Below are 15,100 nucleotides of genomic sequence, written 5' to 3' on the forward strand. Positions count from 1 at the left end.
TTTTTTGAGTAGTTTGCGGAAAAAACGCTTTGCCGCCTTCGCGTCTCGATGTCGTTGCAGCAAGACATCCAGCACGTTACCATCCGCATCCACTGCCCGCCACAAATAGTATTGCTGTTTCTTAATCGTGACCACTACTTCATCGAGATGCCATTTATCCGCAATATAGGGACGTTTGCGCCGCAATTGATTAGCGTATTGCTGCCCAAACTTTAAAGCACCATTCCCGAATTGTTTCATACGTCACCTCAATCCCGCGATACTGCATCATTTTCTCAATATCTCGGTAGCTCAAGGGAAAGGTGTAGTAGAGCCAGACACAGTAACTGATGATTTCTGGTGGAAATCAGTAACGGGAGTACATGAACAGAACGAGAAAAATCAAGGCGTGTTCTGTATTCTATCTCTTCCCTCCAGTTAAGTTGACAATACCGTTTCTCCTTATTCCTACAATCTATTTAGGATTGCTATATATGTAATGTTTCCCACTCAAGTTCTACCAATCTTTAGTTTATTATGTCTATAACGTCTTGCCCAGGAGCGGTAAAAACGTGGTTGAGATGACTGTAGAAATTGCCTACGAACTTGACAAATGGCTTCAATCGAAGTGGCAAAGAAATACGCGATTCTACACCTTAACTCTTTGGCAAAACCTGTTTGGAGAGTGGATGATTACCAAGACTTGGAGCAGTGCTGTCTATCGGGGATTCGGCAAGTCAAAGGACTTAGATTGCCCTGATTATCAAGCTGCTTTAGAAACTTACTACAAGCTGCAAAAGCGAAGAGGAAAGCGAGGATACAAGAGAGTTGACTAAATAATTGTGGACTTTGTCATACTCGCACCAAGTGCAAAGAAGCAAGCTACGTAATAGTCAAGAGCTTGAGGAATCTTCATCTAATTCTATTTTCGCTTTAGCTATTTGCCACTCTTGTAGTTCATACCCTATGATAATTTTCAAAAGCAATTGGTACACAGATTGCTGAGCAGCCAAAACTTTATGCTCTCTAGAGCGTAAAACTCTTACTCCCGTTCTAGCTGTTATTCTAGCTTCAAACCTGACAGTTAACTCTGCTTTTTCCCTCTGGCTCCCCGTGATGTTGTTTTGCGTCTAGTTGCGCCACCAGAAGGGGATTTACGTCTCGCAGAAGCAGTGGCAGAAGATCTGCGTTTGGCTGTCGGTTGGGCAGTTGGTTCTGGCTCTGGTTCGTTAGAGCGCTCTTCGGGTATGGGTGAGGGTGTTTGGGGCGATGCTTGGGGCTGCGACTTTTGTTTTGTGGTTGATTTGGGAGCAGTTTTGTGCTGGTTGGCTGAGGTTGAAGTCTTGGAAGTGGATTTTGCTGAGGTAGATTTGGGTGTGTTTTGTGGCTCTACTGTCGGCTGTGAAGTCGCTTCTGGTTGGGCGATCGCCGCAGTGGATGGTTGGGATGAGACTTCAGGCTGCGGCTTCTGTTTTGTCTTTCGACTAGTCGCAGTTTTATCACGAGTGGCGGGCTTTGAAGTTTTGGCAGTTGTCTTAGCAATTGATGCAGATTGGGGGGTGGTGTCTGGGGCTATTGGTTGTGGAGTCGCTTCTAGTTGGGGGCTTGGCTGGGTAGATGGATGGTTGGTTTGTTCTGGCGTAGCTTTGGGTTTGGGTGTTGCAGCTGCGCTGGGCTTGTTCTTGGCTGGGCGCTGTGTTGTTGTCGTGGCATCAGATTTGCTCTTGGCTTTCGATGCGCTAGCGCGACTGCGAATTGGAGGCGTTTGGGGTTCGTCTCCTATCCCGTGGAGTTGTAATTCAACAGCGAGCGCACCTTTAGTTTCGGCTGTGACGATGGCAATTACCATTTCTTTTTCGCGATCGTGCTGCTCAAAAAGGGTTTGGAGGCTGGGCAGTCCCATTTGTCTAGATTCGCGGAATTTGACTCGATTTGAGGAATCTCGCCTCCATCTGTGCGACTGACCCTGTTGGGTAGTAGTTGATTACCAGCACCCCTGCTCCTTGGGAATTAGCCGTTTCTCGGTAATACTTACCTAAGCTGGCTAGGTCGGCGCTGATTAACTGCTTTAACTGTTGCGAATCATCCATCAAAAATCGGCTCAACACCAGAAATTTTCTCCTACATCTACAATAACTATTGATTTCACCTAATTAGCAGCAAATCTTGTTTGACTTTTTAATCAGTTATTAACCTGGCAATCAAAGAGGCGAGCGCCAGCTTTTTCGGAGGCAACCTCCGAGAAGCAATTGCTGCAAGCGGTGTTTTCATCCTCTTTAGTTAGCCCTGTTTAATTACTCTAGTGAAAGTAAATTGTCACTCCCACTTTTTAAAAGGATTTATGCCAAGTTGCTCCTTTGTGTTGTCAACTGTTAGAAAGTCATACAGGGCAAGCAATCACGATTTAAGATAACTAAGATAAGATTTTTCCTTTAGTAGAGTGATGGAAGAGCGTTAGACTACGAGATTCCGATCGTAGCCTAAAAAAAGGTTAAGCTTTGATTAATGAATGGTTATTGATATGAAGATAATTTGATATGATTTCCGAATCCCGTCAAGCGGGAGAGGGTAGCTCGAACTTTTTGGTAGTGCAATGTATGAGTGCGAGAAAGGTTTCATCTGTGTCTTTTTGCTCCCATCAGTTGAAGGTTCTGGCTGATTCAACACGTCTGGCAGTTTTAGAACTGCTTTGGAGTGGACCCAAGCATGTTAGGGAGATAAATGCCGTGCTGGGATTGGAGCAGAGTTTACTGTCCCATCATCTAAAAGTTTTGCGTCAGGAGGGATTTGTCAGGGCGACGCGAGATGGTAAGGCGGTACTGTATCAGCTAGAGCCTACTGTCTGGAGTACTAGTAGTGGCAGGACAATTGACTTAGGATGTTGCCGACTCTCCTTCGAGCCGAGAGTTTAACAAATCTTTGGTAAAAACATAATGATTCACAACCGATGAAGAACTTAGGAATTCTGGCACCCCTTTCTATAGGGTTAGCCATCAGTGTATTGCTGCCATCCTGTTCAAAGCCGCCGTCAGCTGCTAACGAGTCAGCTAATACATTACAGGGCAAACTAGTCTTAACTGGTTCGAGCACTGTAGCACCGCTGGCGGCTGAGATCGCCAAACGTTACGAAGCTCAGCATTTGGGGGTACGCATTGACGTGCAAACCGGTGGTTCTTCACGTGGGATTGCGGATGCGCGTCAAGGAGTCGCAAATATTGGGATGGTGTCGCGAGCGCTCAAAGATAATGAACAGGATTTACAAGCATTCACGCTTGCCAAGGATGGTATCTCTGTAATTGTGAATACCAGTAATCCAGTTAAAAGTTTGACAGATGAGCAAGTTGTCGAGATCTACACCAACAAAATCAACAATTGGAAACAAGTCGGTGGTCTAGATGCTCCGATTACAGTAGTTAATAAAGCTGAGGGACGCTCCACCCTGGAACTATTTGCCGATCACTTCAAACTGAAAACGAAGGAGATTAAAGCCGATGTAGTAATTGGTGATAACGAGCAAGGCATCAAGACAGTGGCTGGAAATCCCAACGCTATCGGCTACGTGTCTATCGGTTCTGGTGAATACGCTGCCACCCATAACACCCCAATCAAACTGCTGCCAGTCGAAGGAGTCGCTGCTTCCATCGCCAACGTCAGCAACGATACCTTTCCGATTTCTCGCCCGCTCAACTTGGTGACGAACAAACCACCGACTGGGTTGACCAAAGACTTTATTGATTTTTCCCGCTCCAAAGACGTGCAAGATATCATTCAGGAGCAATATTTTGTCCCCATATCGCAGTGAAATTATCTTAGTGTGGATATTACGGGCAATGGCGCTTTTAGTAGCAGCGATTGTGCTGTCGATCGTGCTGTTCCTGCTTTGGGAAACTCTACCGATCCTGCAAACTGTCGGGCTAAATCGGTTTTTCAACGATCCCTCTTGGCATCCCAGCAGCGAAGAATTTAACCTGCTACCGATGTTGTGGGGGACGCTATTCGTAACGGTAGGAGCAGTTCTGCTGGCAACGCCGTTAGGCATTTTGAGCGCAGTTTTTTGTCAGTATTACGCCCCAGTAGCGATCGCCAGTTTGTATCGGCGTTTAATTGAGCTATTAGCAGGCATTCCCTCAGTAGTTTATGGCTTCTGGGGTCTGGTCGTGTTAGTGCCGCTGGTGGGACGCATTCGACCACCTGGGGCAAGTTTGTTAACCGGAATTTTAATTCTAACGTTAATGATTCTGCCGACAATTACCTTGGTAGCTCATAGCAGCCTCGCCAGCGTGCCACCGGAGTATCTGCGCGGCTGTGCGGCAATGGGACTGGGACGCTGGGCAACGGTGAGTGGTGTCGTTTTACCGGCAATGAGATCGGGTTTGTTAACATCTGTAATCTTGGGAACGGGACGGGCAATTGGTGAAACAATGGCAGTGCTAATGGTTTGCGGTAACGTCGTGCAGGTTCCTTTGAGCGTATTTGAGCCAGTGCGGACATTGACAGCGAATATTGCTCTAGAGATGGCATATGCAGTTGGCAATCACCGCGCTGCCTTATTTGTCAGCGGCTTGGTTTTGATGGCGATGGTCGTGGCTTTAGTCGTAGCTGCCGAGCTGCTGAGCCGAGGGCAGATCTATGACTAAAAATTCAGCACCTCCAAGTCAGAAGAATGAAATTCAGCCGACTTCTTGGTTCGGGCAAGCTACAAGTCTATTTTTGCGTTTAAGTAAACTACAGCCACAAGAGTTGTTTGCAAGCGCGCTCGTTTGGGCTGTTGCAGTTGTGGTGACAGGCACGCTGCTATGGCTGTTGAGCGATGTGTTTTGGCATGGCATCAGTGGGATATCTTGGGAGTTTCTCACGATGCCGCCGAGCAATGCCGGTCGAGACGGCGGGATTGCCACAATTATAGTTTCTACAGCTTTAATCGTCGGAGTTTGTATGGCAGTCTCAATTCCTTTGGGAATGGGAACTGCGATTCTACTAGCTGAATTTACCTCGAACTCAAGTCGATTCGGGCAGTTAGTGCGCTTGAGCTTAGACGTTCTAGCAGGCGTACCTTCGATTGTCTTTGGTCTTTTCGGCAACGCTTTCTTTTGTAAGATGTTGGGAATGGGCTTTTCTATTCTCTCTGGTGGATTGACGTTAGCATGTATGGTGTTGCCGATTCTGATTTGCTCGACGCAGTCGGGGTTTCGAGCCGTACCGAATGACTATCGCAGCTCAGCAGCGGCACTGGGAATTTCACGTCTAGCAGTATTTAGGGAGCTACTGCTGCCTGCTGCCATGCCTGGAGTCGTGGTAGGACTGCTGTTAGGCTTGGGGCGCGCGCTAGCGGAGACAGCCGCTTTAATTTTTACTAGCGGTTATGTAGACCGAATGCCTCAGTCACTCTTGGATTCGGGGCGATCTCTGTCCGTCCACATTTACGACCTGGCAATGAATGTTTCTGGAGGGGAGGCACATGCTTACGCCTCTGCTTTAGTATTGATAGTTTTTTTGGTGCTAATTAATGCAGCAGTATCGTGGCTAGCAGAACGTTTGCGGCAATCCAAAATTTTTGTAGTATGAACAAGTTGATCGCTCCTAAGCTAAACTCAACACCGCTTGCAGGTCATCCCCCGTCAATGCAAACAGAGCATTTAAGCTTGTATTACGGCAGTAAACCTGCTTTTAAAGATGTGTCCCTCCAGATACAAGCTGGTAGCATCACAGCACTAATTGGCCCTTCAGGTTGTGGCAAAACTAGCTTCCTGACTTGTCTCAACCGTTTAGTCGAACTAACACCAAACTGTAAGGTATCAGGGCGTATCCGATTAGGAGACTCGGACGTGCAAGCATTGGATGCAATTTCATTACGTCGTCGGGTAGGAATGCTGTTTCAAAAACCCAACCCTTTCCCGCTCTCAATTGTGAGAAATCTCGAATTTCCTTTGCAAGAACACGGAGTCAGTCGCCGAGACGAGATCGATTGCCGCATTGAAGATGCCTTGAGAGATGTAGGTCTGTGGCATGAGGTCAAGGACAGGCTGAAAGCCCCCGCCTTCTCCCTCTCTGGCGGGCAACAACAACGTCTATGCCTAGCTAGAGCACTAGCGCTCAAACCAGAGGTTCTGCTGATGGATGAACCTTGCAGCGCCCTCGACCCACTCTCTAGTGAAGTGGTAGAAGATTTGATTGCTAGTCTGCGTGGTAGATTTACACTGCTGGTTGTGACTCATAATTTAGCCCAAGCTAAACGGATTGCTGATGATGTCGCTTTGTTTTGGGTGGCTGATGAAGCTGGACAATTAATTGAATTTGGTTCAGCTACCCAGATTTTTGAATCTCCACAACACGCTCTGACTGCTGCTTATATCAGTGGTAGGAGGGGCTAGTACTTGCCGACTAAGATTTTGCTGAAGCACTATCAAATATGCAACTTCATTTTAGAAGCCCTTTTCTCTACAGCTTCACACTAAATTGGTTTAAAACAAATGAGAAATTCTTAAAAGGTAGTCATGACTAACAAAGATGAATTTCTATATCCTTAAAGCAGCTATCACAGTAAATTCACTCCAGAAAATCTTGTGTTTAACGCAAATTTACAGGAGTTTGCACAAAAAGTTGGTTAGATCGCGAGTCTAGAAACGAATGGCAAGCTCTCCCCGCAAGAGGCGATAGCTCAAATTAGGGCGCTTTGGAAGCAATTGAAACAAAGCAAAGAACAACTTGGGATTGACACAGATGCAGCCCAATAAGATATGGATGAAGCATTTCGACTTGCTAGGGTAATTACTCCAAGCTAATTTGCGACTAGCAAGAGATCGCACTGCCAGGTTTGAGCTGGCACTCCCTGTTTGATAATGGTTTTGGAGTGGTAGATCGTTCCTGATTAACCTGGTAATAAAAGAGGCGGCAAAACCTTCAAGCTGATTACGCATTCAAACTTTACTACACCTTGACTTGACAACAAGATTTACCGCCTATGCACCCTGCCGTCTTGGTAACTGAGCAGGGGTACGGTTTGATATCGTGTTGAATATCTATACTACCTACTGGCGGATTGAGTGCAGATTGAACTAGAAGGAACCAGAGTCGCATGAGTCGAAAAGCCAAAAAACTGAAGAAGCAATCGGGAGTAGTTCCATATCGTATCGTGAACGGTAAAATTGAAGTTTTGCTAGTTTCAAGCCGTAAGGGACAACATTGGGTAATTCCCAAAGGGGGAATCCCTAAGACGATGACTGCTCCTGATTCGGCAGCTAAAGAAGCGTGGGAGGAAGCTGGAGTTGTTGGCCAGGTAGACACGAATCAGCTCGGCACGTACAAATATCGCAAGCGGGGTAAAGCTTACCGAGTCAAGGTATTTTTGCTGCCAGTCGCGGCTGAACTCTCCGACTGGCTAGAAGCAAGTATCAGAAAACGGGATTGGTTGGATGTGACTAGTGCTATTAAGCGGGTAAAGCCATCTGCACTCAAGCGCCTGCTCAAGCTTTCTGGCGACCAAATGCAGCCCCTATCCCTCTTCTGAGAAACTTTTTGTTCCACCTGTAAATGCTAAAAACACCAAAAATGCTTGAAATCTTTCAGTTTTGGAGATTTACAGGCATAATAAAGGAGCCTAGAGCCAACATCAACTCTAGAAGCAACTAACGATGTGCTCCCTGGCCTGGGCTGGTCTTATGAGATCATCTTCCGAACGGGATAGTGTCTGATGTCACTTCACCAATGTAGTAACCATAAAAGCCCAGAACCACGCTTTCAAGCAGGTTGAAAAGCACTATTGAGAATTCGGTCTTAGCTGTCAGGGCACTTTCCATGATACAAGTTTCTCTAAATCAGTAACGCTTCGGCAGCGCCGCGAGTAGGGCGCTTTCAAGAAACACATTCGGTGGGGTGGGAAATAGGGATGAGTTCTAAACCAAGAGCCTGAGCTTTTTGCTCGAGGTTTTTGAGCATTAATCGAACCGTATTGCGCTCCTTCGCAGTTAGTTCGGGGGAGATGGCTAGATGAGAATCCTGAAACTCATCTGTTCCATGAAATTTTCGGGTGTTGATTTCGCGAATGAGTTTAGAAATCGCAACCTCTTGATTCTTCGTTGCCGTCCTTCGCGAGGTCGAGAGTCGCAAAAACCACCGTTTTCGAGACATCTCGGGAAGGCAGTGGAAATGTGTTGCAAAACTCGTCTCGAAAGTAGTAGTCTCAAAAGCAGGACGTTTAGTAAGTTTTGAGACACTATGCTCGTAGGATACGCCAGGGTTTCGACCCTGGATCAGAATCTGGACCTGCAACGGGACGCGCTCGTTGCTGCTGGGTGTAGCCCTGACCGGATCTACACGGACCAGGCGAGCGGGAAGAATACGGAGAGGCCCGGACTACGGGAGGCCATGGCCTTTCTGCGGCCCGGAGACACGCTCGTTGTCTGGAAGCTCGACCGGCTCGGAAGATCACTCACCGACCTCATAGAGCTCGTTCAGGGGCTTGCAGCTCGCGACATAGGCTTTAGGAGTCTCCAGGAGCAGATAGACACTACAACTTCAGGCGGGAAGCTCGTCTTCCACATCTTTGCGGCACTCGCGGAGTTCGAGCGGGACATCATACGAGAACGAACCCATGCAGGACTTGCCGCTGCACGTGCTCGAGGGAAGCGCGGTGGGCGGCCAACCAAGATGACAGAGAAAAAGCGTGCCGCAGCTACAGAGCTTCTCGCCGATCCCCAAGGAAAGAGTGTCCGGGAGGTGTGTAATGCCTTGGGCATCTCACGCGCCACGTTCTATAGGCATCGAAAGGAGCCAACCCAATGAGTATACAGTACACCCCCTCTCAATGGCGCTCTCTCGCCTGGAAGCGAGAGCACAGATACTATCGGGCAGAGCTACGACAGGATCTCTTCGGAACCTGGATCGTCATGAAGGTATGGGGGAGAATCGGATCGCGCCTTGGTGGCACAAAGGAAACCCTTTGCATAACCTACGAGGAGGCCGATTCGTGCTTTCAGGCTGCAATTCAGAAACGGGCGAAAAGAGGATATACATTGCAAGGCGACAATCGATGACGAACCGAAAGATCACAGAAGACTTTGAGCGAATCGAAGGCTCAATTTACTCCCCAAGGATTGGGCTTTCTATGAGAGTAGTTTGCGGACTATCTTCCTGCGCTAAAGAAGGGCATACTAGCTACTCTATTCCCCCTTCAAAAACAACCCCTCGCAGAAAGATTTTTCCCTGATATCCTAAAGGGTTCTCACGCTATCTCGCGAGTCGAAACTCTAGTATAGATGAGATCTTAAATAAGACAGCAAAGCCTATAACAACACAGGGGCGAATAATTAAGTAGGCTATTGCGAGTAGCAAAGCTGAAAAGGACAGACAAAACGGGGATACTTCACTTTCGGCGGTATTTGTAGCACATTTCGTCCGCTAGCAACCCTGCAATTGTCCCAGGCTCTGCGTAACCTTCGCGTCGTCCCGTATTAGATTGAATGTAATAACTATTTGTTTCACAATTTATTACAAACAGTGCCCGCCCAGTATCTTCAAACCTAACTTCAGCACGACGAATCTCCCCCTTAGCAACAACAGATTCATCATTCATATACACCGCATAGTCATAACGATCGTAACCAACAACGTACCATTCTGCTTTAACTTTAAGAGGAAAGCCGAGAAAAATCACACCAGTAGTTGCTAGAACAGATAGATAAATGTACTGCTTACTTAATCTCTTCATATTGAATAAGAAATATGCTGAATCTATTTATATTTTCGGAACAAGTACTTGGGATTTTAAGGTTATAAGCAAAACTTAAAGAAGCCGTAAAAGAAGTTTACGGGGAAACTACCAAGCGTACTACTAACTTAATTGGTTAACGTGCTCGACTAGGGGCAAGGGTTGCAGGTATTGCATGACATTTCGTTGCAGCTTTGCTACCCTTGCCCCTGATACTATTACGTCGCTCACCTCGTCCCCACCCGTTTACTGGAAGCAGTGCAACATAAAAGACCGAATGCAGTGGTCATCATGCCGTAAAATAGCGGCATGATGCTGTTATCAGAATCCCAAGCCGCTGACAATGTAACCCCCTCCAATATTAGCCGCCACCTCGTTGAGATGTTGTTGCATGGGCGCTCGCCCCATACCCAAGACTCCTACAGGCGGCATGTCCGAAGTTTTCTTCGATATGCCAATAAACCGCTTCATCTCGTAACACTTGCCGATCTTCAAGGCTGACAATTGACATTAAACGGCATGGTTTCCCAACAGCCAACGAACAGCAATGGCAGCGGTAAAGTCACTCCTTGCCTTTAGCTATAGGTTTGGGATTCTACCTGTTAATGTGGGGCTTCCGATAACGCACCCGAAGGCGAAAGATACCTTAAATGAGCGGATTCTATCAGAAGAACAAGTCCAGGCGATGATTGCGCTGGAAACAGAGCCACGTAATCGGGCAATCTTGCAGCTTTTATATTCAGCAGGATTGCGGGTGAGTGAACTATGTGCGCTTACCTGGAAGGATTTGACACCGCGAGGGACGGCAGGGCAGGTGACGGTATTCGGGAAAGGCGGGAGAACTAGGACGGTGCTCCTCCCTGCTCCGATCTGGGAAGAAATCTCTCAAATCAAGGATGTTGCCAAGAGTGACGATCCGGTGTTTCGTTCCAGGGAAAGTGACGACAAGGGGCAAGGTCTTCACCGCTCTCAAGTACATCGGATTGTAGCACGGGCGGGAGAGCGAGCAGGTATTGAAGGCAAGGTGTCACCCCACTGGCTGCGCCATGCTCACGCTACCCATTCGCTCGATCGGGGAGCGCCGATTCATCTCGTGCAGAGTACCTTGGGACATGCATCCGTTGCGACCACAAGCCGCTATCTTCATGCGCGACCGAATGAAAGCAGCTCATTGTATCTGCCATATTGAGAACTATGCTAGGTAATCTGTGAGCTTTTCCGTCTATTTCTGCCGATTTACCCGTAAAGTTCGGTTGCGACTTCACTGAGTGCGCTTTAATACTCTTCTTCTCCCCATAATTCGAGATTATAGGATGACCTCTAGTGAATTTTTATTGCTACTTAACCTACTCGTTTGTGTATTTCCTTATACTTTTTAGTTAAGTACTACTTAGCATGAGAGGTTTACAATGGCTGAATACACATTCTCTGGCGATCCTCCACTTACGCTCGAATACGATCAGTACCTTCCTGGCTCAAACGAATCAAACACCATCAGTGGTTCTAACTATACAGACAACTTCATCGATGGATACGATGGAGATGACACACTTTTAGGAGGAAATTGGTCTGATATAATCGTGGGTTCAGACGTAAATTCTGGCGGAGACGATATGGATTTCCTCACTGGAGGGCTCGGCTTCGATACCTTCGTTATCGGCAACTGGGCTGGAAATTTTTACGACGACTACTCCGGTTGGGCAGTGATTAACGATTTTTTCGATCATCGCGAAACAATTGTACTAAACGGAACAAAGGACAACGTTAATTTTACTATTATTGACTCCCTTTACGGTCAAGAATCTATTCCAGATTTAGAGATTAGTGTTGGCGGCTTAACCCAAGCAGTACTAGTTGATAAGGGCACAGCCGATTGGGTAACTAACTTTTCCGGTGATTTAGGAGGAGCTAACGATTTAGGATATGTGTACCTCTCTACATAAACTAATGCAAGCGACGGCTTTGCCACCGAGCTAAACGAAGTGCTGTATCTGCCGTGATAGATCGCTTCCCGTTAAGGATCTGCGCAATACGGTTGGTGGGAACGTGAAGAATCCGAGCCAGCTCCGCTGCACTTATCTTCCGCTCGATTAATTCGTCAGCAAGGGCTTCACCTGGATGAATCGGAGTCCGCACTATAATTCCCTCTTTAGTGATAATCGGTGATCTCGATGTTGTAGGTGTTAGAATGCTTTCTTCTTCAGCGTTTTGGCCGTTCTCTTGTCTCGATACCACGTTTGTGCTTAGTTTGCTGAATACACCATTCCGAAATACCGACAGAGTGCCTCGACCCGCGCCTCCACCTCCGGTGCTCCCCTCGGCCCCTCTCGAAGCCGTTCGAGCTCCTCAAAGAGGGCGAGTCGCCGTCGCCTCTCCCCTTCGTCCTCTTCTAAAAGCTTCTCCCCCTCCCATGCCGAAACTGGAGGAGTATGAACTGGCGGCCTCCCGCTCTCAACTCGCTCTAGCAGCCCTGCCACACGACCGACAAGTGCTTCAGGGCAAAGAACCAGGAGTTCGAGTCCGAGGCGAATGAGCTCGCTATCATTCGCCCCAGGAACGTGGGCCTTCACCCGTTCTCGTGCTCGAGCAAAGAGCGCTTGGTTATCCGCGCGAAGAGAGAAAGAGCGAACGATCCGATTCCGCTTAGGTGCCATACCATAGTTTTCTAATGGTATTACCATTAACCCGCTACTCTTTCTACTGTCCCACGAAGCTGTTCAAGCTATCGATATTTGAGTATTTTCTTGCAGGATTTACCTAATCACATGACGTGGGGAGCGCGGCCCACCGGTACCAGCCGCCAGGAGGTTTACCCTCCGTGTGACCTCCCCGCGTCAGCGGGTAAAGAAGGGTGGCTTGCTGCCCCTCGACACCCCCCCCTTTGGCGAGGGGAGTGGCAAGCCACAGGGGATACAGCGCCCGTCGTTTACTCGAAGAGCACAGCGGGCAGCACCTTACATGCCGGTTTGCATCTACCCCCCCCTTTGCAAACCGGCATCCGTCCCCTCCTCCCCTTCTCCTTGCCCCCTCTTCATCAAGGTAGAACGAGACTCGCTATCCCTTCCCTAAGAATCGTCCATAAATCTTCTAGGGGTTCATTACGAGTGCGAGGAAAGGATGAAGTACAGAGCCGAAGCGGCGAACCTTCAAGTACTGGTCAATCGCATCGCATCAGACTTCTTGCGACTCGGGTACTATTACGCCAAGAGCGGCACCATCCCAAAAGCCGTTAATCCCGAGGACTTCGACAAGGAGCAGATCAAACGCTTCAGAATAACGTTTACGGATCGCCATGACGATGATGATGTGCAGTACGTGCGGCTAGGCAAAGCATACCTCCTTGTTGCACGACGGAAAGCCACACTTACCAAGCAAGGTCTAAGTGATGTGCTCGACTTCAGGGTAAGCAACATACACATCGCGCACGTGTGTGCTCGAATCCATAAAGGGCGCTTGGAGGTAAGAGATGGTGAAGGGCCAGTTTGTAAGCATAAACTGGACCCGAAGCAGGGGAATTTCAAGGATTACGCACCAAGGCGCACCGCCCAGCCTGGTTAAGTACAAGACATCGGCGGCGGAGTGGCAAGACACAGAGACACAGCGCCCGTCGTTTATCTCGAAGATCGCGGCGGGCAGCATACCTTACATACCAGTTTGCATCTACCCCCTTTGCAAACCGGTATCTGCGCCCCCTCCCATGACCATCTTTCCCCTGCCGAGTACAGGCTCAACTCATTTACTCATATACTCAAGTACTCATTTATGACGTGAGGTGCGCGGCCCACCGGTAACAGCCGCCAAGGAGGTTTACCCTCCGTGTGACCTCCCCGCGTCAGCGGGTAAAGAAGTGGCTTGCTGCCCCTCGACCCCCCCTTTGGCGAGGGAAGTGGCAAGCCACAGGGGATACTGCGCCCGTCGCGAAACTCGAAGAGCACGGCGGGCAGCATTCACCCGGTTGGCACCCCCCCTTTGCCAACCGGGTGCCTTCTTGTGTCCTCGAGCACCCAACCCCTTACCAACAATACAGTACTCTTAAAGTAACTTTTAGTAACTAATTGTAATTTTCCGATACTAAGAGTATCTTAGAGAAGCTATAAGATATTTTTAAGTTACTTGGAGAAACCATGATTCTGACCGTTGGCGGGGTAAAGGGAGGAACGGGAAAGACGACGATTGCTACGAATCTTGTCGTGTATCGAAGCGGCTTGGGTAAGGACGTCCTTCTCATCGATGGAGACGAGCAGAAGACTTCCCTCTACTTCAGCACTCTCCGAAATGAAAAGAAGAATGGAGATGCAGGCTACTCCTGTGTGCGGGTTACGGGAGGAGAGCAGATGAAAGTGGAAGCCGCGCGAATGGCTTCGAAGTTCGAAGACGTCATTATCGACGTCGGAGGCTGGGACAATACAAGTCAGCGTGGGGCAATCCTCGCATCCGACATCGCCCTTTTCCCCTTTCAACCACGCACGTTCGATGCATGGACCCTTGGACGAGTTCAGAGCCTTGTCGCCGAAGCCAAAGTCTATAACCCCCGGCTTCGCGCGTTCACCGTCCTAAGCCGTGCTGATGTACGAGGCTCGGATAACGAGGAGGCGGCAGCTTATCTCAAGGAAGCGGAGGACCTGACATACATCTCAGCCATAGTTTGTAACCGAAAGGCATACAGCAATGCTGCAAAAGCAGGCAAAGGGGTGGTGGAGATCGAGAAGGAAGACCCCAAGGCGGCTGCTGAAATCCGCACCCTCCATGACGCCCTTTATAAAAGCAACTCTGAGTAGCTTATCGCATCTTAGAGATACTCTAAGCTACTTCAGGCTACTATACGTTATTATAAGATTCTAAGCGATACGTTCTATGGCAATTCCGCGCGTACCTAAGACAGAAGATCAGTGGCTCAAAGAAGGAGCTGCAAAGCAGGATGAATTCAAAACTCCACTGCGAGAACGAAAGAAGCGACAGAAGAAGGATCTGGAACCAGTTCTTGTTCGAGTTCCACGCGATCTGCATCAACGCATGATGCGCCTGATTGATTCATCCGGAACCGGCATTCCTACGAGTCATTGGATTGTAGAAGCAATCCGAAGGCGGGTAGAGGAGGATGAGAAGGCCGAAGACTAATCAATAGAGTAGGCATCCCCGCAGCAAAACGGGTAAATTGTACGCTAGGGCTGAAACCAAGATGGGGCAAGCTTTTCAAGAAGTCCTTTTTCCCATAAAATTCATGAAAGATCTATGGTTAGGCTGCTAGTTTCGATCTAGTTTGAACGAAAAATCGTCGTTTCAGGCACTTAAAAATTTCTTAGCGTACAAAAAACCTTTTTTGGCACGGTGATGCCTTAAGGCGATCTCCAAGAAACAAAATACCTATGAGGCAGGTCGGATAAGAATATCCCATTTGGGCAAGAGGGGATTGCG

Annotated in this window: 18 protein-coding genes and 3 pseudogenes; 17 read left to right on the forward strand and 4 right to left on the reverse strand. The window is 48.3% G+C overall.

Annotated features, from left to right (window positions below; translation table 11 throughout):
- Nucleotides 1-334, reverse strand: a pseudogene (locus DSM107010_RS20475) (IS6 family transposase); the annotation flags it as partial.
- 217 nt (nucleotides 335-551) lie between these two features.
- Here DSM107010_RS20475 and DSM107010_RS20480 point away from each other — a divergent pair.
- From DSM107010_RS20480 to DSM107010_RS43040, 11 genes and pseudogenes are all read left to right on the forward strand, one after another.
- A complete protein-coding gene (locus tag DSM107010_RS20480; RefSeq protein ID WP_199755659.1) occupies nucleotides 552-815 on the forward strand; it encodes a hypothetical protein in 264 nt (87 codons plus the stop codon).
- A gap of 288 nt (nucleotides 816-1,103) precedes the next feature.
- Nucleotides 1,104-1,943, forward strand: coding sequence for a hypothetical protein (locus DSM107010_RS39875; protein ID WP_199755660.1), 840 nt, complete (start codon nucleotides 1,104-1,106; stop codon nucleotides 1,941-1,943).
- Between the two features lie 633 nt (nucleotides 1,944-2,576).
- A complete protein-coding gene (locus tag DSM107010_RS20495; protein ID WP_106166279.1) occupies nucleotides 2,577-2,891 on the forward strand; it encodes an ArsR/SmtB family transcription factor in 315 nt (104 codons plus the stop codon).
- A 35-nt stretch (nucleotides 2,892-2,926) separates the two neighbouring features.
- Nucleotides 2,927-3,781: a phosphate ABC transporter substrate-binding protein gene (locus tag DSM107010_RS20500; RefSeq protein ID WP_106166273.1), complete on the forward strand. Its 855-nt coding sequence runs from the start codon at nucleotides 2,927-2,929 to the stop codon at nucleotides 3,779-3,781.
- Nucleotides 3,762-4,616 carry a phosphate ABC transporter permease subunit PstC gene (gene pstC / locus DSM107010_RS20505; RefSeq protein WP_106166274.1) on the forward strand — a complete coding sequence of 285 codons (855 nt, stop codon included), beginning with the start codon at nucleotides 3,762-3,764 and terminating at the stop codon, nucleotides 4,614-4,616. The genes DSM107010_RS20500 and pstC overlap by 20 nt, the downstream gene beginning before the upstream one ends.
- Entirely contained in the window at nucleotides 4,609-5,544 is a 936-nt protein-coding gene (pstA, locus tag DSM107010_RS20510) for a phosphate ABC transporter permease PstA (protein ID WP_106166275.1), read from the forward strand. Before pstC ends, pstA begins: the two co-directional genes overlap by 8 nt.
- Nucleotides 5,541-6,350, forward strand: a complete 810-nt coding sequence (locus tag DSM107010_RS20515; RefSeq protein WP_106166276.1) for a phosphate ABC transporter ATP-binding protein — start codon at nucleotides 5,541-5,543, stop codon at nucleotides 6,348-6,350. Before pstA ends, DSM107010_RS20515 begins: the two co-directional genes overlap by 4 nt.
- A 123-nt stretch (nucleotides 6,351-6,473) precedes the next feature.
- Nucleotides 6,474-6,713, forward strand: a pseudogene (locus DSM107010_RS43035) (DUF7219 family protein).
- 341 nt (nucleotides 6,714-7,054) lie between these two features.
- Complete coding sequence (locus DSM107010_RS20525; RefSeq protein WP_106166277.1) at nucleotides 7,055-7,486, forward strand: NUDIX hydrolase; 432 nt, start codon at nucleotides 7,055-7,057, stop codon at nucleotides 7,484-7,486.
- 707 nt (nucleotides 7,487-8,193) lie between these two features.
- Nucleotides 8,194-8,760 carry a recombinase family protein gene (locus DSM107010_RS20530; protein ID WP_106170011.1) on the forward strand — a complete coding sequence of 189 codons (567 nt, stop codon included), beginning with the start codon at nucleotides 8,194-8,196 and terminating at the stop codon, nucleotides 8,758-8,760.
- On the forward strand, nucleotides 8,757-9,011 hold the full coding sequence (locus DSM107010_RS43040; protein ID WP_106170009.1) for a WGR domain-containing protein: 255 nt from the start codon (nucleotides 8,757-8,759) through the stop codon (nucleotides 9,009-9,011). Before DSM107010_RS20530 ends, DSM107010_RS43040 begins: the two co-directional genes overlap by 4 nt.
- 329 nt (nucleotides 9,012-9,340) lie before the next feature.
- Here DSM107010_RS43040 and DSM107010_RS20540 read toward each other — a convergent pair whose 3' ends face one another.
- A complete protein-coding gene (locus DSM107010_RS20540; RefSeq protein ID WP_106170007.1) occupies nucleotides 9,341-9,685 on the reverse strand; it encodes a hypothetical protein in 345 nt (114 codons plus the stop codon).
- A 321-nt stretch (nucleotides 9,686-10,006) separates the two neighbouring features.
- Nucleotides 10,007-10,189: a hypothetical protein gene (locus tag DSM107010_RS39880; protein ID WP_206751834.1), complete on the reverse strand. Its 183-nt coding sequence runs from the start codon at nucleotides 10,187-10,189 to the stop codon at nucleotides 10,007-10,009.
- Nucleotides 10,190-10,232: 43 nt separating this feature from the next.
- Here DSM107010_RS39880 and DSM107010_RS20545 point away from each other — a divergent pair, with 43 nt between their 5' ends.
- Entirely contained in the window at nucleotides 10,233-10,874 is a 642-nt protein-coding gene (locus DSM107010_RS20545) for a tyrosine-type recombinase/integrase (protein WP_199755663.1), read from the forward strand.
- A gap of 220 nt (nucleotides 10,875-11,094) precedes the next feature.
- The gene (locus DSM107010_RS20550) at nucleotides 11,095-11,628 is read left to right on the forward strand and encodes a hypothetical protein (RefSeq protein WP_106170005.1); all 534 of its coding nucleotides are present in this window, start codon (nucleotides 11,095-11,097) and stop codon (nucleotides 11,626-11,628) included.
- 22 nt (nucleotides 11,629-11,650) lie between these two features.
- On the opposite strand, the pseudogene DSM107010_RS20555 reads toward DSM107010_RS20550, so the two are convergent.
- A pseudogene (locus DSM107010_RS20555) lies at nucleotides 11,651-11,824 on the reverse strand (HigA family addiction module antitoxin); the annotation flags it as partial.
- Nucleotides 11,825-12,095: 271 nt separating this feature from the next.
- On the opposite strand from DSM107010_RS20555, the gene DSM107010_RS42345 reads away from it, so the two are divergent.
- The 4 genes from DSM107010_RS42345 (at nucleotide 12,096) to DSM107010_RS20570 (ending at nucleotide 14,803) form a co-directional block, all read left to right on the forward strand.
- Nucleotides 12,096-12,218, forward strand: a complete 123-nt coding sequence (locus DSM107010_RS42345) for a hypothetical protein (RefSeq protein ID WP_258184045.1) — start codon at nucleotides 12,096-12,098, stop codon at nucleotides 12,216-12,218.
- Between the two features lie 584 nt (nucleotides 12,219-12,802).
- Complete coding sequence (locus DSM107010_RS20560) at nucleotides 12,803-13,243, forward strand: hypothetical protein (protein ID WP_106171491.1); 441 nt, start codon at nucleotides 12,803-12,805, stop codon at nucleotides 13,241-13,243.
- A gap of 566 nt (nucleotides 13,244-13,809) precedes the next feature.
- Complete coding sequence (locus tag DSM107010_RS20565) at nucleotides 13,810-14,463, forward strand: nucleotide-binding protein (protein WP_106171489.1); 654 nt, start codon at nucleotides 13,810-13,812, stop codon at nucleotides 14,461-14,463.
- 76 nt (nucleotides 14,464-14,539) lie between these two features.
- Nucleotides 14,540-14,803: a hypothetical protein gene (locus tag DSM107010_RS20570; protein WP_106171486.1), complete on the forward strand. Its 264-nt coding sequence runs from the start codon at nucleotides 14,540-14,542 to the stop codon at nucleotides 14,801-14,803.
- Nucleotides 14,804-15,100: the final 297 nt, after the last annotated feature.

This window comes from Chroococcidiopsis cubana SAG 39.79 (assembly GCF_003991895.1).
Classification (GTDB): domain Bacteria; phylum Cyanobacteriota; class Cyanobacteriia; order Cyanobacteriales; family Chroococcidiopsidaceae; genus Chroococcidiopsis; species Chroococcidiopsis thermalis.

Excerpts from the sequence above, each read along its gene's own strand:
- DSM107010_RS20495 (WP_106166279.1), top strand. The coding sequence starts at position 2,577 with ATGAGTGCGAGAAAGGTTTCATCTGTGTCTTTTTGCTCCCATCAGTTG.
- DSM107010_RS20500 (WP_106166273.1), top strand. The coding sequence starts at position 2,927 with ATGAAGAACTTAGGAATTCTGGCACCCCTTTCTATAGGGTTAGCCATC.
- pstA (WP_106166275.1), top strand. The coding sequence starts at position 4,609 with ATGACTAAAAATTCAGCACCTCCAAGTCAGAAGAATGAAATTCAGCCG.
- DSM107010_RS20515 (WP_106166276.1), top strand. The coding sequence starts at position 5,541 with ATGAACAAGTTGATCGCTCCTAAGCTAAACTCAACACCGCTTGCAGGT.
- DSM107010_RS20525 (WP_106166277.1), top strand. The coding sequence starts at position 7,055 with ATGAGTCGAAAAGCCAAAAAACTGAAGAAGCAATCGGGAGTAGTTCCA.
- DSM107010_RS20530 (WP_106170011.1), top strand. The coding sequence starts at position 8,194 with ATGCTCGTAGGATACGCCAGGGTTTCGACCCTGGATCAGAATCTGGAC.
- DSM107010_RS43040 (WP_106170009.1), top strand. The coding sequence starts at position 8,757 with ATGAGTATACAGTACACCCCCTCTCAATGGCGCTCTCTCGCCTGGAAG.
- DSM107010_RS20540 (WP_106170007.1), bottom strand. The coding sequence starts at position 9,685 with ATGAAGAGATTAAGTAAGCAGTACATTTATCTATCTGTTCTAGCAACT.
- DSM107010_RS20545 (WP_199755663.1), top strand. The coding sequence starts at position 10,233 with ATGGCAGCGGTAAAGTCACTCCTTGCCTTTAGCTATAGGTTTGGGATT.
- DSM107010_RS20550 (WP_106170005.1), top strand. The coding sequence starts at position 11,095 with ATGGCTGAATACACATTCTCTGGCGATCCTCCACTTACGCTCGAATAC.
- DSM107010_RS42345 (WP_258184045.1), top strand. The coding sequence starts at position 12,096 with ATGCCGAAACTGGAGGAGTATGAACTGGCGGCCTCCCGCTCTCAACTC.
- DSM107010_RS20560 (WP_106171491.1), top strand. The coding sequence starts at position 12,803 with ATGAAGTACAGAGCCGAAGCGGCGAACCTTCAAGTACTGGTCAATCGC.
- DSM107010_RS20565 (WP_106171489.1), top strand. The coding sequence starts at position 13,810 with ATGATTCTGACCGTTGGCGGGGTAAAGGGAGGAACGGGAAAGACGACG.
- DSM107010_RS20570 (WP_106171486.1), top strand. The coding sequence starts at position 14,540 with ATGGCAATTCCGCGCGTACCTAAGACAGAAGATCAGTGGCTCAAAGAA.